Annotated in this window: 15 protein-coding genes; 12 read left to right on the top strand and 3 right to left on the bottom strand. The window is 53.3% G+C overall.

Translation table 11 applies throughout. The annotated features are described in order from the left end of the window. The first annotated feature begins 10 nt into the window (after positions 1-10). Positions 11-1,579, top strand: a complete 1,569-nt coding sequence (locus JTE88_RS05280) for an MFS transporter (RefSeq protein WP_204423268.1) — start codon at positions 11-13, stop codon at positions 1,577-1,579. Then, complete coding sequence (locus JTE88_RS05275; RefSeq protein ID WP_204423267.1) at positions 1,580-2,476, top strand: alpha/beta hydrolase fold domain-containing protein; 897 nt, start codon at positions 1,580-1,582, stop codon at positions 2,474-2,476. A gap of 16 nt (positions 2,477-2,492) precedes the next feature. Here the strand turns inward: JTE88_RS05275 and JTE88_RS05270 are convergent, their stop codons facing one another. Further along, positions 2,493-2,738 (bottom strand): type B 50S ribosomal protein L31, encoded by a 246-nt coding sequence (locus JTE88_RS05270; protein ID WP_204423266.1) that lies wholly within the window; start codon positions 2,736-2,738, stop codon positions 2,493-2,495. A 171-nt stretch (positions 2,739-2,909) separates the two neighbouring features. On the opposite strand from JTE88_RS05270, the gene JTE88_RS05265 reads away from it, so the two are divergent. From JTE88_RS05265 to lysX, 10 genes are all read left to right on the top strand, one after another. After that, positions 2,910-4,490 carry a Na+/H+ antiporter NhaC family protein gene (locus tag JTE88_RS05265; protein WP_204423264.1) on the top strand — a complete coding sequence of 527 codons (1,581 nt, stop codon included), beginning with the start codon at positions 2,910-2,912 and terminating at the stop codon, positions 4,488-4,490. 86 nt (positions 4,491-4,576) lie between these two features. Beyond that, positions 4,577-5,434: a hypothetical protein gene (locus JTE88_RS05260; RefSeq protein WP_204423262.1), complete on the top strand. Its 858-nt coding sequence runs from the start codon at positions 4,577-4,579 to the stop codon at positions 5,432-5,434. A 384-nt stretch (positions 5,435-5,818) separates the two neighbouring features. Beyond that, positions 5,819-7,084, top strand: a complete 1,266-nt coding sequence (locus JTE88_RS05255) for a dihydroorotase (protein WP_204423261.1) — start codon at positions 5,819-5,821, stop codon at positions 7,082-7,084. A gap of 52 nt (positions 7,085-7,136) precedes the next feature. Further along, a complete protein-coding gene (gene carB / locus JTE88_RS05250; protein WP_204423259.1) occupies positions 7,137-10,328 on the top strand; it encodes a carbamoyl-phosphate synthase large subunit in 3,192 nt (1,063 codons plus the stop codon). 4 nt (positions 10,329-10,332) lie between these two features. Beyond that, the gene (locus JTE88_RS05245; protein ID WP_204423247.1) at positions 10,333-11,097 is read left to right on the top strand and encodes a dihydroorotate dehydrogenase electron transfer subunit; all 765 of its coding nucleotides are present in this window, start codon (positions 10,333-10,335) and stop codon (positions 11,095-11,097) included. Next, positions 11,094-12,026, top strand: coding sequence for a dihydroorotate dehydrogenase (locus JTE88_RS05240; protein ID WP_204423246.1), 933 nt, complete (start codon positions 11,094-11,096; stop codon positions 12,024-12,026). Before JTE88_RS05245 ends, JTE88_RS05240 begins: the two co-directional genes overlap by 4 nt. Continuing rightward, positions 12,023-12,721, top strand: coding sequence for an orotidine-5'-phosphate decarboxylase (gene pyrF, locus JTE88_RS05235; protein WP_204423239.1), 699 nt, complete (start codon positions 12,023-12,025; stop codon positions 12,719-12,721). The genes JTE88_RS05240 and pyrF overlap by 4 nt, the downstream gene beginning before the upstream one ends. Continuing rightward, positions 12,718-13,362 carry an orotate phosphoribosyltransferase gene (gene pyrE, locus JTE88_RS05230; RefSeq protein WP_275586613.1) on the top strand — a complete coding sequence of 215 codons (645 nt, stop codon included), beginning with the start codon at positions 12,718-12,720 and terminating at the stop codon, positions 13,360-13,362. Before pyrF ends, pyrE begins: the two co-directional genes overlap by 4 nt. Positions 13,363-13,364: 2 nt before the next feature. Then, positions 13,365-14,447: an aspartate carbamoyltransferase gene (gene pyrB / locus JTE88_RS05225; protein WP_204423237.1), complete on the top strand. Its 1,083-nt coding sequence runs from the start codon at positions 13,365-13,367 to the stop codon at positions 14,445-14,447. Between the two features lie 36 nt (positions 14,448-14,483). Continuing rightward, positions 14,484-17,681, top strand: a complete 3,198-nt coding sequence (gene lysX, locus JTE88_RS05220; protein ID WP_204423235.1) for a bifunctional lysylphosphatidylglycerol synthetase/lysine--tRNA ligase LysX — start codon at positions 14,484-14,486, stop codon at positions 17,679-17,681. 3 nt (positions 17,682-17,684) lie between these two features. On the opposite strand, the gene JTE88_RS05215 is transcribed toward lysX, so the two are convergent. Beyond that, positions 17,685-18,344, bottom strand: a complete 660-nt coding sequence (locus tag JTE88_RS05215) for an alpha/beta hydrolase (RefSeq protein WP_204423234.1) — start codon at positions 18,342-18,344, stop codon at positions 17,685-17,687. Beyond that, a complete protein-coding gene (locus JTE88_RS05210; RefSeq protein WP_204423232.1) occupies positions 18,307-18,906 on the bottom strand; it encodes a DUF998 domain-containing protein in 600 nt (199 codons plus the stop codon). The genes JTE88_RS05215 and JTE88_RS05210 overlap by 38 nt, the downstream gene beginning before the upstream one ends. Positions 18,907-19,132: the final 226 nt, after the last annotated feature.

The raw sequence follows: 19,132 nt of genomic DNA, 5'->3' as shown, positions 1-19,132 counted from the left end.
GGTGTGAAAAATGGACAGAAAAAATCGACTTATTCTTTTCGTACTTATCTTCGGCGTATCTCTGATCGTGCTTGACGGAACGATCGTCGCCGTTTCCTTGCCGACAATCATCGGCGACCTCAACCTCAGCCTCACCCAATCCCAATGGGTCTCATCGCTCTACACGGTTATCTTTGCCTCCCTGCTTTTGCCCAGCGGAGTGCTCGGTGACCGATACGGGTACAAGAATTTGTTTATCGCCGGCCTGTCATTCTTCGCGGTAGCATCCGCGCTGGCATCGATGGCTACCACAGCACCAGTCCTGCTTCTTGCCCGCGCAATCCAAGGCGTTGGAGGAGCGATGGTACTTCCTGCCACTCTATCGACCATCAACGCCACCTTTCGGGACAAGTCGCGCGCTGCCGCGTTCGGTATCTGGGGAGCAGCAATGGCAACGATGGCAGCTCTCGGGCCACTTGCCGGTGGCTGGATCACATCAAACTTTTCCTGGCCATGGGTATTTCTCGTCAACGTCCCACTGATCGCCATGATCATCCCATTAGCGCTGAAATACCTCCCAAACCAGAACCACGACCCGAACCGTCGCATCCCAGTACTATCCGCCCTGATGTCTGCGCTCGCATTTGCTGGAATCGTTTTTGGGCTCATCGAAGGAACAACCTACGGCTGGTGGACGCCGCAAGCTGGACTCGCCATCGGTAGCTGGGAGCTAACTCCACCCATTTCACTCTCCACCCTCGCACTGCTTGGCGGAGTTGCCCTACTCATCATATTCGTTTACCGCGAAGCTCGACGCGTGGCAGCAGATAAAGATATTTTGGTCAATCCACACCTGTTCACCATCCCATCCTTCACCTTAGGAAACCTCACCGCGCTCACCGTCGCTGCCGGCGAATTCGGCGTCTTATTTGGGCTACCGTTGTTCCTCGTAAACGCCATCGGACTATCGACGATGAACACCGGCTGGGTGCTCGCAGCACTCGCATTCGGCGCAATCATCTCCGGTGGACTCGCGCGCTGGATCGCCTCTGCGTTAGGCGCTGAACGCACGGTTGTTTTAGGACTAGGCCTGGAAGTAGCCGGAATTTTCGGCGTCGTCTTCACTCTCGATCCATCCATGTCAATGTGGGTACTCGTTGGCTTCCTCGTCATCTACGGTTGCGGCATGGGACTGGCCTCTGCGCAGCTAACATCCGTTGTTCTAGCACAAGTGCCAGTTCATTCTTCGGGAATGGGTTCGGCTATACAATCAACCTTCCGACAAGTTGGATCAGCCCTCGGTGTTGCGCTCGCGGGAGCCTCCTTAGCTTTAGCCATTATGACAGATTTACCCGCACGGCTGATAAATACTGGGCTAGCGCAAGGGCAAGCCAATAAATTCGCATCGGCGACCGCCCATTCAGTTGGCAACGCGATGGCAGGAATTGCTCACGGAGATACCGCTGTGTTGAGTACACTGCACGACGGATTCACATACGGCCAAGCTGTTGCCATGGGATCGTGCGGAATTTTCCTTGTCTTTGGATTCGCGTTGTCAATAGTTTTGCTTTTTACACGTACGTCGCGAAAGGGAAACTAAGTGCATAATGCGATGCGTCGGGTGCTAGCGCGTAAAGACGAGATACGTCACGAGCTAGCTTGCCCCCAAAGCACGCTTGAAGAAATGCGTGAAGGATACATTGCGAAACTGCAGTGGTGGAACGACGGCGGCCCGCGGGTGGCGGTTTCGCGAATGAGAATGGGGAGCGAGCAAGTTTCTGTCAGCGTTTATGGTCAAGAAGCACAGTCGTCTTCTGTGATTGTTTATACGCATGGGGGTGGCTGGATTGTTGGCGATAGTGCAAGCCACGATCGCTTGCTCCGCATGATTGCCCTCACCTGCCGATGTGTCGTGTATTCAATAAATTACTCTCTTGCTCCAGAAGCGAAGTATCCGACGCAAGTACGGGAAGTGATCGGCGTTGTCGAAGAGCTTTCTGAACAATATTCGCAATTGATTTTGATGGGCGATAGCTGTGGCGCGACGTTGATGTTGCAGGTCATCCAAACGCTACGAGGACGTGATATCGCCTCGCTTATTAGCGGAACCACGTTATTTTACGGTTCGTATGGTTTAGAGGATTCAGCGTCGCTGCGCCGGTTTGGCAACTTAGATCGGTGGATGAGCCGCACAGAGCTGCAAAAGTATGAGCAGGCTATCTTGCCTACCGATCAGGTGCGTTCTGTTCTGAATATTCTCGACGTCGATTTGACCGGTTATCCGCCGGCATACGTCGTGAGTGCTGAATGCGATCCGCTTTGCGATGATTCGCGAGCGTTGGTCAATCGTTTGTCATCATTCGCTGTATCGGTCCGTTACCGGGAGGTCGCTGGTGTTGCACATGCCTTCATGCAATATTCGCGCATGCTGGCAGAAGTCGATGAGGTGATAACAGATGTGGCGCAATGGATTCGTACCATTGCGCCACATAGTTGATGAAAGTCTGTGGAGTCTACTTGCGTCCGTAGCGGCGGTTGAACTTCTCAACCTGGCCTGCGGTGTCAAGAATTCGACGTTGGCCAGTGTAGAACGGATGTGAGGCGCTCGACACTTCAATATCGATCACTGGATAGGTGTTTCCGTCTTCCCACTCAATCGTGTTTTCTGATGTGAGGGTTGAACGGGTTAAGAATGTGTAATCTGCGGAGCGGTCGCGGAAAACTACTGGGTGATAATCTGGGTGAATTCCCTTTTTCATTGATGCCTCCTTCATGAAACAATGCAAAACTATAACATTACCGAGAACTATTCGCAATAGTGTGTGTCTCAGAGTTTGAGCATATTCTTAAATAGGTAGCATACCGCAGTAGTAGTGTGGTCTAATCGGTTCCTATTAGATTAATTTTTCGCATTATGAAAGGAGACGTCCATGATTGAGGTATATCCCTTCCTTACTTTAGTTCCGCCGATTGTTGCGATTGCATTGGTGATCTGGACGAAGAAGGTTATCGTCTCCTTATCAGCCGGCATCGTGACTGCAGCGTTCTTCACCGCAGACGGCTCGCCATGGCAAGCGTGCATACTTATCTGGAAAACCTTTTCTGGGTTATTCTGGGATGCTGAACAAGGCCAGCTCAATTCCTACTATATTCTTATTTTGATTTTCCTCCTCACGCTAGGAGTCATTACGTCGCTTGTCCTGATGGCCGGAGGCACCTCAGCCTTCTCATCATGGACGGCACAGCGCATCCACACCGGTCGCGGCGCGCAGTCGTTAGCAGCTGGTTTGGGTACTGCGATTTTCGTTGACGATTACTTCAATGCTTTGGCTGTTGGTCAAGTCGCCCGCCCTGTCGCAGACCAACACCGGGTATCGCGAGCTAAGTTAGCTTATCTGATCGATTCATCGTCGGCGCCGGTCGCAGTACTTGCTCCATTCTCCTCGTGGGGCGCATCGATTATCGGAATTATGGCTCCGATCGTCGTAGCGGTTGGTGTCGATAGTTCTGACGTGGGGGCGTTCATGCGGTCCGCTGGCTTAAACTATTATGCGATCGCTGCTGTTGTGCTTTTGTGGTTCACAGTAGCGTTTGACGTGAATATCGGTCCGATGCGAAGCGAAGAACGACGTGCCCGGCTCACCGGTGAGGTCTATGATCCTGACATTCAGGTTCCTGGACAGCTATCCGATAATCTTCCTAAGCATGAACCTGGAGCTCGTCGAGCACTTATTGTCCCGTTCGTCATTCTCGTCCTAGGTGTCCTTGGCGGAATTGGATACACCGGTTATAGTGCATCTGGTTCGCTATCCGTGCTGACAATTTTGGCTAATACTGATGTTGCGCTTTCCTTAAATGTCGGTGGCGTGTGCGGACTGTTAGCGGCCGTATACTACTACCTGCGTTACACTCGCGACGATGCTGAGTTTACAAAGCGTATTTTCGGTCACGGTGTAGTTGAAGGCGTAAAATCAATGCTGCCTGCTATTGAAATCCTGCTATGTGCGTGGGTTCTCGGCGGTCTTATTTCGTTGCTTGGCACCGGAGCATATGTTGGCACGCTTGTCACCGCAGCTTCCTTACCTGCCCAATGGCTCGTTCCTATCATGTTTATTGCAGCTGGCGCAATGGCCTTTGCAACCGGTACATCATGGGGATCCTTCGGTATTCTCTTGCCTATCGCGGGTGATATTTTAGCTTCGGTCCCGGGCGGGGCAGAGGTGCTCATCGCCGCGTTTGGTGCCGTTTTAGCTGGCGCGGTATGGGGGGATCACTGTTCACCGATCTCGGACACGACCATTCTGTCATCCACTGGCGCTGGATGTAATCACATTACCCACGTGACAACTCAGCTCCCATACGCTCTGCTCGGCGCTTCCAGTGCATTTATTGGATATGTCGTGCTCGCATTGACTGGTTCCGGGGTTGCGGGATTGGTTGCCACATTGCTCGTTTTAATATTCGTAGCATCAGTTCTTCATCGCCTTTACCCACTCGCTGTGGTCAAATAACGAGAAATAGGACATAGTTCCCTCCCCTCGTTAGTAGTGTAGGTATAGTAGTTAGTTGTTTACCTATTTAACGAAATGGATACTGAATGTCGACACCAGATAACACCGATAACACTCCGAATGTGGATCAGCCTGTTCCACCGATGCCGCAGCAGCCTGTTCCACCGATGGGGCCTGAAGCTGTTGCGCAACCTGGATATGCGCCACAGCAGATCTACGTTGGTGCACCAGAGGGTCAGTATCCACAAGGGTACGTACCACAAGTTACGCAACCAAATGCGGTCACCGTTAGCCTGAAAGCTGTTCCACGTACATTGGGTCATATTTGGCACGGGCGTACCGGTCAGCTGTTTGCCACGATCTCTGAGCATCGGATGTTCGGATGGGTCATCGTCGGCCTTTATGCGCTTTCGGCTGCATTCGTTATCGCAACCTCCTTCGCACGCTCCGTTGCGGGGAACTTCTCCGCGCGCTCAATGGACGACTTGATCTATCGAATTGGTAGCCAATATCACTACAACAGCTACTTTTCCATGACCTTTGGGGAATGGCTCTCTGTCTTCATCGTGCTCGCAATTATCTCGCTCGTCAGCGCTATTTTGCGTGCTATCGCAATCCTCCTTACTCTGAAGATTCGTGGAATTTCCGTGACGTTATCGCGTTCGGTGACGTTATATACAGTGTCCTTGCTACCGGTATTGTTGATCTTGCCATTCGCTTTGCTCGTGACCTTACTCCCAACGTCAGGCTTCTCAATTTTCCTCACTTTGATCGTGGGGCTCTTCTCTATCGCTACTGCGATGATCGGTGAGTTTTTGCTCTACGTTGGTGTCAACCGTGAAGGACGAATGGCGAAGTCGCCGGTCATTCCATACGTGTGGCTCACTATTGCTTGGGCAGTAGTGTCCCTCATTCTCAATGTGCTCATCCTTTCGAGCTTCTGAGCCACGTGTCTCTAGTGGCGGGCTTGGTACTAAATGCCAAGCCCGCCACCATTTTGTTACAGTCTCAAAATTTGGTGTTTTGCGCGCCACATTGTGAACAGTAGTTTTGTTTTCCGATACGTCACTTGCTACAGTTACCTCAGCTCAAAACTACTGAGCAAGCCGAACTGTGCCCCGAGCACGAAAGGAGAAGATAATGTCGAATAACATTATTCGTTCTTCTTTTTACTTCTCATGGCTCTTCTGTTCCTCATGGATTCCCACATCCTCATGGAATCTGGGGATGATCAGTCCCGTCATTCGTTATTTATTTTTTTATTCAAGCCTTGGTTTTCAGACCAAGGCTTTTTTATTGCCTAATCACCACCTTCGAAAGGTTCATCGATGAACGAACTTGTTACCCACATAGATAATCTCGCCCACAGCATCACCCTAGATGACAACACCGACCTTGCGAAGATCATCGGCGATATTCGCCGAGCCCAAGAACAAGGCGAAGTCTCCAACAATGTTGTCGTCCTGCCTGGTTTATGCGACGTCCACGTCCACTTGCGTGAACCTGGGCAAACCTACAAAGAAACCATCGCAACCGGTACATTGGCGGCAGCTCGTGGCGGATTCACCACCGTCGGCGCGATGCCAAATCTCGACCCAGTACCAGACACTAAAGAAAACCTCGCACTCGAACAAGATGCGATTGGATGCGACGCACTCATTGAAACAATCCCGTACGCGTCAGTCACCAAAAACGAAACCGGCCAAGAACTCTCCGACATCGTAGAACTTGCCCCATATGTCATCGGATTTTCTGACGACGGCCACGGAGTAGACAACCCAGAGCTGATGAAACAAGCCCTGCGTTTGCTCGCACAGTCAAACTCTATCGTCGCAGTCCACGCCGAAGCGGGTGAACTGCGTCCGGCAGGCTCCTGTATTAATGACGGTCCGTTCGCCCGCGAACACAACCTCATCGGCATTCCGAAAACCGCCGAATACGTTCAGATCGAACGCGACTTGAACATGTTGCGCGAACTGAAAGCCGAAGGATATCTACCTGCATACCACGTCTGCCATATCTCATGCGGAGAATCTGCCCAACTCATCCGCGAAGCTCGCGCCGAAGGACTCAATGTCACCTGCGAAACAGCTATGCACTACCTCCTTGTTGACGAATCCATGATCGAAGACAACGGCCGATTTAAGATGAACCCGCCGCTGCGCCAACCAGCTGACCGGCAAGCCCTCATTGAAGCCCTCATCGATGGCACAGTCGATATGATTGCCACCGATCATGCCCCACACTCTGCTGAAGAAAAAGCACACGGGCTTGTTGGGTCGGCATTCGGCGTCGTCGGCCTTGAAATATCCTTCCCGCTCTTCTACACCTACTTCGTGAAAACCGGAAAAGTTAGTCTCGAGCGCGCAGTTGAACTATTTACCACCGCCGGCCGCAAACGATTCAACATCCCAGCACGCACAACCGACTGGACAATCTGGGACCTCGACGCCGACTACACCGTCAACCCAGATGACTTCCTTTCACTTGGCCGGGCAACCCCATTCGCCCAATGGGAGATATCCGGTCGCTGCCTAGCCACCATCTACGACGGAAACCTCGTCTATAACGGACTTGCCACGCAGGCCCAATAATCCGGCGCGCCGAACCGAAACAACGTAAAAACACCCAACAGAGGAGAACACCATGCCCAACAATACTGCAGTGAAAACAGTCCTGATCATCGGCTCTGGCCCGATCGTTATCGGTCAAGCAGCCGAATTTGACTACGCGGGCACCCAAGCCTGCCTCGCGTTGAAAGAAGAGGGCTACCGCGTCATCCTCGTTAACTCCAATCCAGCAACAATCATGACCGACGCCGAAGTCGCCGACCGTGTTTACATGGAACCACTGACCTTGGAGTACGTTGCTAAGATCATCCGCAAAGAACGCCCAGATGCGATTGTTCCGGGTATTGGTGGACAGACCGGTTTGAACCTGGCCATGCAGCTCGAAAAGAAGGGCATCTTGGCTGAATGCGGTGTCCAGCTACTCGGCACCCCATCGCAATCCATCGAACAGGCAGAAGATCGTGAACTATTCAAAGAACTATGTGAATCAATCGGCGAACCAGTGATCGCTTCGGAAATTGCCTACTCGGTTGAGGATGCTATCGCAGCAGCGACGCGTATCGGATATCCAGTCGTGTTACGCCCGGCCTTCACTCTCGGTGGTACCGGTGGCGGCTTCGCCCACACCGAAACCGAGCTGGTCGATATGATGTCCAACGCCCTCCAACTTTCCCCAGTACACCAGGTCCTTATCGAAAAGTCGATCCTAGGATACAAAGAAATCGAATTCGAAGTCATGCGCGACAGTGCAGACAAGACAATCTGCATCTGCTCAATGGAAAACATTGATCCGGTGGGGGTGCACACCGGTGACTCCGTCGTCGTCGCTCCCGCACTTTCGCTGAATGACAACGACCTCAACATGCTCAAAGAATCCGCATTTAAGCTCATTCGCGCGCTGAAAATCGAAGGCGGCTGTAACGTCCAGTTCGCCGTCAACCCCAACTCCAGCGAATACTTCCTCATCGAAGTTAACCCACGCGTTTCACGCTCCTCAGCCCTAGCGTCGAAGGCCTCGGGTTACCCGATCGCCCGCGTGACCGCCAAGGTGGCAATGGGCTTGACGCTCGAAGAAATCCCAGTCGCCGGCGCCACTGCGGGTAAAGATCCAGTACTCGATTATCTGGTTGCTAAGTTCCCACGCTTCCCATTCGACAAGTTCGCCGACGCGCCAAACCTGCTCGGCACCCAGATGAAAGCCACCGGCGAAGTGATGGGCATCGGTTCGAACCTCCAAGAATGTTTACTCAAGTCTGTTCGTTCCCTAGAAATCGGCGTCGATCACTTCTACATGGAACAGTTCGCACAACTGAACGACGACGAACTGTGGAAGTACGTCCAGGACTTCCACTCCGATACGATGTTCGCCATCGTGGAACTGATTCGCCGAAACGCACCGCTGGAGAAAATCCATGAGGTTACGATGGTTACCCCATACTTCCTCGAGATTTTCGCCTCGATCGTCGAGATGGAAAACAAGCTCACCCAACACAAGGGCGATATGGAACTCATGCGCGAAGCAAAGAACATGGGTTTTGCCGATTCGGTTATCGCACGTTTGTGGGAGACGGACGAAATTTCGGTCTACAGCCAGCGTCGTGACGCCGGAGTCATTCCAGTCTTCCGCATGGTAGACACCCTCAAGTCCGGTGCTTACGTGCCATACTTCTACTCATCCTTCACCGGCGAGAACGATTCGAAGCTCACCGACCGCAAGAAAGTGATTGTTTTGGGTGCAGGCCCGATCCGTATCGGTCAGGGTGTGGAATTCGATTACTCCTCGGTTCACGCGATTAAAACGATTCGTGAAGCCGGATACGAAGCAATCATCATCAACGACAACCCAGAAACCGTCTCAACCGACTACACCACGGCCGATAAACTCTACTTCGAACCACTCACCCCAGAAGACGTGATGAATATCGTCGAGTTCGAAAAGCCCATCGGCGTCATCACCTCCCTCGGCGGACAAACCGCGATCAACTTGGCCGGCCCGCTGGCCGAACGCGGCGTAACCCTGCTAGGAACCTCGCTCGAAGCAATTAACCGGGCAGAAGACCGCGACGAGTTCGAAAACCTCCTCAATAAGCTCGGCATTCCACAAGCTCCAGGCAAGGCAGTGACAAACGTCGAAGACGGTATCGCCATCGCCCAAGAAGTTGGCTACCCGGTACTGGTCCGCCCATCCTTCGTCCTAGGCGGGCGCGCCATGCGCATCGTCGGCTCGGACGAACAGCTACGTCACTACCTCTTGCAAGGCCTCGAGATCGACGTCGATCGCCCAGTGCTGGTCGACAAGTACATCTCCGGTAAGGAACTAGAAGTAGACGCGATATGCGACGGGCGCGACGTGTTCGTCGCCGGCATTATGGAACTCGTCGAACACACCGGTGTTCACTCCGGCGACTCCATCTCCGTCTATCCAACCTTCTCAGTATCGGGCAAAGTCAAGGGCCAAATCCTGAAATACACCAAGGCGTTGGGTCTGGCAATCGGCATCAAGGGCTTATTCAACGTCCAGTTCATCGTTGATGAGAACGATAAGGTCTACATCATCGAAGTCAACCCACGCTCCTCACGGACCGTACCATTCCTGTCCAAGGTCACCGGTTACGGCCTGCCAGCCATCGCAACCCGCGCCATCATGGGCGAGACGCTCAAAGAACAAGGAATCTTTGACCTCTACCCACAAGAGCGCGACCGCTACTTCGTCAAAGCACCAGTCTTCTCCTTCAACAAGCTCAAGGGCCTGGACGCCTACCTCTCGCCAGAGATGAAGTCCACCGGTGAAGCAATCGGTTACGACGACGATCTCAACCGCGCACTATACAAGGCACTCCAAGCTGCCGGCATGAAACTGCTCAACTACGGAACAGTCCTGGCCACCATAGACGACAAGGACAAAGAACGCGGCCTCGGACTCATCCGCCGCTTCTACAACCTTGGCTTCAACATTGCCGCAACCGCTGGAACCGCCGCCTACCTTAAGCAACACGGTATCCGCACCCGTGCCCTAGCGAAGATCTCCGAAGGCTCAACCGAAATTATTGACGCTATCGAAGCCAACCAGCTCTCATACATCATTAACACCCAGGACGTCGAAGAGTCGGCACACAACTCAGACGGATTACAGATCCGTGCCAAGGCCTCCGAATTCTCCGTCACCTTGCTCACCTCACTCGACACAGTGAAGGTGCTGCTCGATGTGCTCGAAGAAATCACCTTAAATGTGTCCACCATCGATGCCCCACGTCGCCAAGGAGCCTAACCAGATGAACAACCTACGTGTCAATGCGCGCGTACTCGACGTCACAGATCTGACCGACCAGATTTATCGTATGCGCCTAACGTGCGACGCATTCGGTCCCTCACATCCGGGACAATTCGTCAACCTCACCGTGCCGGAATTCTTCCTACGCCGGCCGCTAGCAATCGCGGACATTGAAACCGGCGAGGACAGATCGACCATCCTCACGATGATCGTCGCGAAAGTCGGTGCTGGAACGCGCGCGTTGGCACAGGTGGTGCCGGGGACGCAAGTAGACGTCCTCGGCCCACTGGGCAACGGATTCGATCTCGACACCGTTGGACCAAACCCCGTCTTAGTTGGCGGCGGCTCGGGAATTCCGCCACTGTATTACGCAGCGAAAGAACTCACCGCCCGCGGCGCACGCCCACACGTCCTCCTCGGATTTCGTAGCGCTCGCGATACTTACTCGATTGACGAGTTCGAGAAACTGGGTTGCGACGTGAGTGTGGCAACCGAGGATGGTTCGCTGGGAACTGCCGGATACGTCACTGCAGTTTTACCGACCGACGCCGAACAAGTCTTAGCTTGTGGACCACACGGCATGCTCACATCGGTCGTTGCGTTAGCAACCGGACGCGTCCAGGTAAGCCTCGAAGCTCATATGGGATGCGGCTTTGGAGCTTGTTTGGGATGTACGGTACACACCGTGCGCGGCCTCGAACGCGTCTGCCTTGAAGGCCCAGTATTCGAAAGCACCGACGTTCTCTTCGACAAGGAGGAAGCATGAGCCGCAACCGACTCGCAGTGAACTTATGCGGAATTGAATTAGATAACCCGATCATTGGAGCCTCCGGTACGTTCGGCTTCGGCGCCGAATTTGCCCGGCTGTGGGATATCAACAAGATCGGCACCTTCTCGTTCAAAGGAACCACCGCGCAACCACGCTCCGGTAACGCCCAGCCGCGCGTAGCAGAAGCGCCCGGCGGAATGCTCAATGCTATCGGTCTGGCAAATCCTGGAGTAGAGGCCGTCATTGCTCACGAACTGCCGCAGATGCGTGAGTATTTCACCAAACCGGTGATGGCCAACGTCGCCGGATTCTCAATCGATGAATACGCCCACGTCGCCCAAGCTCTCGATGCGCAAGACAACGTCGGCTGGCTCGAAATCAATATTTCGTGCCCGAATGTTCACGACGGCGGAAAAACATTCGCCGATTCGCCACAATCATCGGCCCACGTGTGCCAGGTGGTCAAGAACGTCACCACTAAACCTGTCATTATGAAGCTTTCGCCGAACACCGGGCGTGAAGTTGAGATCGCCCAAGCCTGCCAAGAAGCCGGCGCCGACGCACTCAGCCTGATCAACACCTTCGTTGGTATGCGCGTCAATCTGCGCACCGGAGAGCCAATCTTGGCTAACCGCACCGGAGGCGTCTCCGGACCTGGAGTATTCCCGATGGCAGTGCGCATGATCTGGGATGTCTCGCATGCCATCGACATTCCAATCATCGGCATCGGGGGAGTGCAAAGCGCCGCCGACGTCATCGAAATGATGCACGCGGGAGCAACCGCCGTCCAAGTAGGAACCGCAAACCTCATTGACCCATACGCAAGTTTAGATATCATCAACCAACTTCCAGCTGAAATGGACCGCTACGGCATCGACACGCTGGAATCACTCGTGAAGCACACACCGGAAGGACAACACGCATGAACCGCGAAGTAATCATCGCCTGTGACTTCGATTCAGCAGAAACACTCATATCGTTCCTTGACCAGTTCAAGACCGATAAACCCTTCGTAAAAATCGGTATGGAAATGTTCTATGCTGGCGGTCCACAAGTTGTGCGCGAAGTTAAAAAGCGCGGACACAAAATCTTCCTCGACCTCAAGCTCCACGATATTCCACAAACCGTACGCAAAACCATGCGCGTCTTGTCGAATCTCGACGTCGACATGACCAACCTGCACTGCGCTGGCGGAATTGCGATGATGGAGGCCGCACTCGAAGGCTTGACGCGCCCAGATGGCAGCCGTCCGCTACTTATTGGCGTCACCCAACTGACCTCAACCAGCCAAGAAACACTCGAAAACGAACTGCTGATCAACCAGCCGATGCCCGACGTCGTCGCCGCCTACGCCGCCAATGCACACACCGCAGGACTCGACGGCGTGGTCTGTTCCCCACTCGAAGTACAAACCGTTCATGCAGCGCGCGGCGATGATTTCCTCACCGTCACCCCAGGAATCCGCTTTGCAGACTCCGCAGCTGACGACCAGCGCCGCATCACCACCCCAGAAAAAGCCTACGAACTCGGATCGAATATGATCGTCGTCGGCCGCCCAATAACTCAAGCTGCTGACCCAGTGGCAGCCTACAACCGTTGCGTAAAGGAGTTCACCCGATGAATATTGCACACACCGTCGCCGGCGCCCTACTCGATATCGAAGCCGTCTTCCTCCGCCCAGACGAACCATTCACCTGGGCCTCCGGCATCAAAAGCCCGATCTATACCGATAACCGTCTCGTGCTGAGCGCACCGGCCCAGCGCACCATCGTTGAAGACTCACTTGCCGAGCGGATCAAAGAAATGTTCCCGGAAGCTGACGTGCTCATGGGAACCGCAACCGCCGGTATCGCACACGCAGCCCTGGCTGCTGAGCGTCTCGGCTTGCCGATGGGATACGTGCGTTCGAGCGCCAAAGATCACGGTCGGACCAATCAGATTGAAGGTCGCCTAGAGCCAGGTGCAAAAGTCGTGGTTGTTGAAGATCTCGTCTCTACCGGTGGCTCAGTGATCGACGTCGTTCATGCCCTGCGCGAAGCCGGCGCGGACGTGCTCGGTATCGTTGCACTGTTCAGCTACGGCATGGAAGTAGCCACGCAAGCGATGAGTGACGCTGACGTCGCCCTCACCACCTTGACCACCTTCGACGATATTATCGAACTGGCTGCGCAAACCGGACGTATTTCAGCATCTGATATTCCGCGCCTGCGCGCATTCCGGGACAATCCACGCGACGATGCGTGGATGACCTTAGGGGAGTAGGCATGCGTTCGTTAATCAATATTAGTGATTTCTCGGTAGCAGAAATCGATGAGCTGATTGCCTGCGCGCACGAGATGATCGCGCATCCAGAAAAGTATCAAGACTCGGCAAAGAACAAGATTCTTGCCACACTGTTCTATGAGCCATCTACCCGTACCCGGCTCAGCTTCGAAGCCGCAATGTACGGGCTAGGCGGACACGTGATCTCGGTGCCATCGGCGTCGAACTCCTCAGCTACCAAGGGCGAAACGATCGCCGATACCTTGGCTGTGATGTCGAACTATGCGGACATCGTTGCCATGCGTCACCCACACGACGGAGCAGCCTTGGTAGCAACGAACGCCGCCCATGTGCCGGTGATTAACGCTGGTGACGGTGGACACTTCCATCCCACCCAGACGCTCGCTGATATGCTCACCATAGAACGCGAATTTGGCCGTCTGGAAAATCTCACCATCGTCGCGGTCGGTGACTTGCTTTATGGACGTACAGTTCACTCGTTGCTGCATGCAATGATGCGCTACCCAGGCAACCGATTCATTATGGTCAGCCCTGAAGAACTGCGGCTGCCGCGCGATTTCGTGGCACATGTGCAGTTAGCCGGGATCGACATTATTGAAACGACCTCGCTCACCAGCGCACTGCCACATGCCGACGTTATTTATATGACGCGTGTTCAGCAAGAGCGGTTCGACGATCCTCACGAATACGAACGCCTCAAGGGCGCCTACGAACTAGATGCACAAACCATGACCCACGCGTCCGACACAAGTATCGTCATGCATCCCTTGCCTCGTGTTGGTGAAATCGCTCCCGACATCGATAGCGATCCACGGGCGCGTTATTTCGAGCAAACTTACAACGGAAAAATGATGCGCATGGCGCTCATTCACCGGTTGCTGCGCGAGGCGGCCGAGGCCTCACAGTCGCAGACCCGACACGAGATTTCCGAATCCCAGGAGACTAAGTTCTATCGTTGTTCAAATCCTCGGTGTGTCACCAAGTACGAACGTGGACTCGCGTTGCGCATCCGCGGGGCAGAACCACAGTGTACTTATTGTGATTATCCAGTAACTGTCATCTGATAGTTTTGGTCATGGTTGTCCACTAAACTGGGAGCCATGGCTAAAACTACACGGTATTCCCGTTCTTCACTTATCCTGATCACCGCACAGATATCAGCTATCTGGTTAGTGTTAGGTCTAGTTTTACGCTACATTTCCCCGGGCTTGATTGCATTCGTCGACCAACTCTTTTTCTTCATCTCCATCCCAGGCTATCCGACACTTTTTGTCACTTTGCTGATGGTTATTTTAACCTCGGGAATGTTGCGCGGGCAGCGTTCGGCGCTGATTTTCTACCTTGCTGCTATTCAGCTCCCGAGCGTTATTGTTTCGAGTATCGAACTGACCCTATTTTCCGACGATTTTGCGCTCTTGCCGATGCTGATCCGGATTGGGATAATTTCAAACCTTATTTTTGGGCTGTTATACATAGCACTTGGTATTTGGTCGCTTGGAGAATTCCCGCGCCGCGTAAGCGGACGCTGGATCCTCAGCCTAGCTATTCTCACAGCTGGGTTGACACTGTCGGCTGTTGTCGTATGCATCATGCTCACCTCGATCCATTTCCAAACCCCAGATAACCTCTTTGCGACGGCGATCAATACCGCAATGGGACTATCTCCAGATGACCCCACCGAAAACGTGCGTTTCTGGGTGCCGGCAACCGTAAGAATAGTTGCCGGAGTTATCTCTGCAAGTGGCTTATTCATCGCGCTGATGGTGTTGCTCAAGTCTGAACGAGTCCCATCAGTCAGCCCCCAAGAGCACCTGCTGATTCGCCGGTTGCTGTTAGATCCGCCATCGCCAGATTCCCTAGGTTACTTCGCCACCCGTTACGATCGGAACGTTGTTGCCGCACCCGATCAACGTGCTGCCGTGACCTATCGCGTAGTTAATGGCGTTTGTATGGCTGCAGGTGATCCTATTGGTGATCCCCAATCATGGAACGCGGCCATTGCCGCATGGCGAGATTATGCCCGCGCAAATTCCTGGGCGATCGCCGCAGTATCCGCCTCCGAAGCAGGAGCGCGCGCATATAAAGCAGCCAGCTTATATCCCGTACCACTCGGCGATGAAACAATCATCGATGTTGCCGATTTCCATCTCAAAGAACTCCCAGAAGTCCGTCGTGCTTTGAGCGGACCGCGTCGTGCCGGTTATACGGTCAAAGTACGCCGGCAAGCCAGTATACCGGCGGACGAATTAACTGCACTTGCCCTTCGCGCTGATGCGTGGCGCGTGGGAGATGAACGCGGCTTTACCATGGCATCAGAACGAGTAGGCGATCCACGCGACTCGCGCACCGTCGTCGTCACGGCACACGATGCACATGGCGAACCCGTCGGTCTCTTAACTTTCGCGCCGTGGGGGTTACACGGTCTATCGCTCGACGTTATGCGTCGGTCCCCGAATGCGGTCTCGGGAGTCACCGAACTCATGGTGGCAACCCTAGCCCAAGAATCACCAAATCTTGGCGTTGAGCAGATCTCGTTAAACTTTGTGGTTATGCGTGAAACGATTGAACGTGGCTCGAAGGTGGGTGCGAGCCCGCTACAACGCGTTGCGTTAAAGTTCCTCATGTTCACTTCGCGTTGGTGGCAGATCTATTCGTTGTATCGTTCCAACGTCAAGTATCGTCCGCGGTGGCAGACCCGATATCTGTGCATCGATAACGCATTCTTCGGTGCCCGCACATTGGTTGCCTACGCTGCAGCCGAAGGTTTCTTGCCAACAATTTCACGTTATTTCCCGCCGGTAGGTGATCCTGAGGAGATTATCGCACTAGAAAAGTCTCTTATTCATCGCCCCGCACCCGAACCGCATATCCCAGAACAACGCCGAGTTCGACGTCGGAAACTCGCTAAGCTTGAAAAGGCAGGGCTAACGGGATATCCCACGGCTGTACCACGAACCCACTCTATTGCGCAGGTACTGCAGTGCGAGAATCTCAGCGAGGGCAAAATTTCGATCACGGGCCGTGTCCACTACATCCGTGATTTCGGCGGTGTTGTCTTCGCCGATGTTGTCGAAGAACACCATAAGATCCAGATTATTTTTGAACGCAGCGCCGGGCAAGCTTGGAGCGATTTCCGCGCGTTGGTCAACCGTGGCGATCTGCTCTCAGTGACCGGCACACTCGGCACTTCGCGCAACGGCACGCAGTCATTGCTGGCGATCGGGTGGGCGATGGCTGCCAAGTCCCTCGTTCCAATGCCGAAAACTGCGCTAACCAACCCGCATTTACGTGCCAAGTTGCGGCATATTGACTACGCGTTAAACGCACGTGCCTACGAATTGTTTACCTTACGTGCACGGGTGGTTGCGTATGTGCGCCAAACGCTCTACAAGTCCGGATATCTTGAAGCTGAAACTCCGATCTTGCAAGCCATCCACGGAGGCGCGAACGCTCGCCCCTTCCACACACACATTAATGCCTATGATCAGCCGTTGACTTTGCGTATTGCACCAGAGCTATACCTCAAACGTCTAGTTGTAGGAGGAACACCAAAAGTCTTCGAGATCGGCCGAAACTTCCGCAACGAAGGTGTTGATAATACCCACAATCCGGAGTTCACCTCGCTCGAAGCCTATGAAGCATATGGTGATTGGAATACGATGCGTGAGCTCACTGAAGACCTCTTCCGCGGGGCCGCGGAGGTTGTGAACGGCAAACCGGAAATCATTGCTGCGGATGGCACGGTCCTCGATTTGAGCCAACCGTGGCCAGTTATTCCCGTATTCGACGCGGTATCGAAGGTAATTGGTCGAAAGATCACGCCTGGCGCAGATATGAGCGAATATACTGATCTCGCCGAAGAATACGAGATTGAGGCGGAGACGGTTGGCCAACTCGTCACTGAACTCTACGATGAATTTGTTGAACCAAATACGGTATTCCCAACGTTCTATACGGGTTTCCCGGTAGAGACCTCGCCGTTGACGATGGCTGACCCAGATAATCCCCATATTGCTCAGCGCTGGGATCTTGTGGGCCTTGGAATGGAGCTAGGAACCGCATATACCGAGCTGGCTCATCCACTTGAGCAACGGAAGCGATTTACTGAGCAATCTCTGCTCGCTGCAGGTGGTGATCCTGAAGCGATGGAAATTGATGAACCATTCCTCACTGCACTCGAATTCGGTATGCCACCAACTGGTGGTCTTGGATTAGGCGTTGACCGAATGGTGATGTTTTTGACCGGGACTACCATTCGCGAAGTCCTCGCGTTTCCCTTTGTTAAGCCGGAAAAATAAACTTTAGTAATTCGGAGGCACGAACGGCGCAACCAGTTCCGGGTGGCGTAGCGGGAAGAGGTGCCCCTCACCCCACAAATGTATCAACGTAGCGTTGAGAGTTTGTGCAAGTTGGTGTTGCTCGGATAAAAATTCGTGCTCTGTACCGTTGCCGGCACCTATCAGTATCGTCGTACGAATATGTGCAGGTAGCGGATGGTCTTTTAAGAGGGTAGCAACGCGCGATTGACGAAGATGTGCGTTGCGCAATTCGTCGAGTAAGAATTTTATATTTCGCGACCCGCGGTAACGTTTATGCCGGATACTACTACTGATGAATGGGGCGAGTGTTGGCATTGTTAACGGGACGAGGGCTGGTGTTAGTGCAGGCATGGCTGATAATAGTGCATGTTCGGCACGTGAAGGCGGACGCTCACTCGGCGTCGTTGGATCCAACAGAAGTAGATGATCAACTAGCTCTGGGTGCATCAGTGCCCATTCGAGTGCCACGAGACCACCAAGAGAGTGACCGATTAAAGTTCGCGAATAGGTAGACGGTGCTATCAGCAAGTCAGGGGACGCGGTTGACCACGGGTGAACCCAAGGATCAATGATGCAGGCTTTTGGGAAACCAGTTACGTATAGCTCAGGCGCGAGTGCGAGACCAGGGAAGAGAATATTCATAAGGGCTGAGGAGTAAACCAGCACTCGCCAAGAGCGCGCAAGAGAAAAAGACGTGAGCCCGCTGGGCGTATCCTACTGGCATATTCATTAAGTCTAAGTAGGCGATTAAAGCTGTGAGGGCGAGATATAGCAAAACGATAGCGAGCAAGGCGCGACACATACCGCCACGAATCTTTCCTTGAGTTATCAGCGCGATGGTGCCGATGGATATCGCGATTAAACTAGCGCTCACGAATGCGGACGCGACCATGTGAGGTGTCAAACCTGTTTTTGCGCAAAAGTCCAAGGACTCAGCGCATTTCAGAGGGAGGGAGACATCGAGAACGGTAAATACTGAAAACACCACGTAGGAAAATGCGATAAGTAATTGCCAGCGGGTCCAATAGCGATAATAGTCGCCGAGGCATGCCAAGCCAGCCAAGGTTAAAGCTGCGGAGAGTAAATCAGATGTAGCAAAGACGATCCGGTAGGGACTGTCGATCGAGAAATATTCAGATAAATAACTTACGCGGGGATTTAGAGGAAATTGGTAGAAAATCTCCAGCAAGAACGAGGCGTACATGATGCCACTGATTATGCAGAGCCAAACGCCTAATCTGAATACTCTTGAAGGGGGGAAAATAGTAATCACCAGCATGTGTTTTTATTACGGACGCAACCAGCTTACCAGCTAGGCAGTTATGTTGCTCCCAATGATTGGGTGTCACTTACAAGATAAGTGTATTTTATGGCACGAAATGTTAAAGATAGAGATTTTGAACACGGAAACTAATTCAACTAAAAGTAAA

Source organism: Arcanobacterium phocisimile, from assembly GCF_016904675.1.
GTDB classification, from domain to species: domain Bacteria; phylum Actinomycetota; class Actinomycetes; order Actinomycetales; family Actinomycetaceae; genus Arcanobacterium; species Arcanobacterium phocisimile.
This window is presented reverse-complemented; position numbering and strand designations above follow the sequence as displayed.

Bases quoted from the DNA above. Each gene is read 5' to 3' on its own strand.
- JTE88_RS05280 (WP_204423268.1), top strand. From the start codon at position 11: ATGGACAGAAAAAATCGACTTATTCTTTTCGTACTTATCTTCGGCGTA.
- JTE88_RS05270 (WP_204423266.1), bottom strand. From the start codon at position 2,738: ATGAAAAAGGGAATTCACCCAGATTATCACCCAGTAGTTTTCCGCGAC.
- JTE88_RS05265 (WP_204423264.1), top strand. From the start codon at position 2,910: ATGATTGAGGTATATCCCTTCCTTACTTTAGTTCCGCCGATTGTTGCG.
- JTE88_RS05260 (WP_204423262.1), top strand. From the start codon at position 4,577: ATGTCGACACCAGATAACACCGATAACACTCCGAATGTGGATCAGCCT.
- JTE88_RS05255 (WP_204423261.1), top strand. From the start codon at position 5,819: ATGAACGAACTTGTTACCCACATAGATAATCTCGCCCACAGCATCACC.
- carB (WP_204423259.1), top strand. From the start codon at position 7,137: ATGCCCAACAATACTGCAGTGAAAACAGTCCTGATCATCGGCTCTGGC.
- JTE88_RS05245 (WP_204423247.1), top strand. From the start codon at position 10,333: ATGAACAACCTACGTGTCAATGCGCGCGTACTCGACGTCACAGATCTG.
- JTE88_RS05240 (WP_204423246.1), top strand. From the start codon at position 11,094: ATGAGCCGCAACCGACTCGCAGTGAACTTATGCGGAATTGAATTAGAT.
- pyrF (WP_204423239.1), top strand. From the start codon at position 12,023: ATGAACCGCGAAGTAATCATCGCCTGTGACTTCGATTCAGCAGAAACA.
- pyrE (WP_275586613.1), top strand. From the start codon at position 12,718: ATGAATATTGCACACACCGTCGCCGGCGCCCTACTCGATATCGAAGCC.
- pyrB (WP_204423237.1), top strand. From the start codon at position 13,365: ATGCGTTCGTTAATCAATATTAGTGATTTCTCGGTAGCAGAAATCGAT.
- lysX (WP_204423235.1), top strand. From the start codon at position 14,484: ATGGCTAAAACTACACGGTATTCCCGTTCTTCACTTATCCTGATCACC.
- JTE88_RS05215 (WP_204423234.1), bottom strand. From the start codon at position 18,344: ATGAATATTCTCTTCCCTGGTCTCGCACTCGCGCCTGAGCTATACGTA.
- JTE88_RS05210 (WP_204423232.1), bottom strand. From the start codon at position 18,906: ATGTACGCCTCGTTCTTGCTGGAGATTTTCTACCAATTTCCTCTAAAT.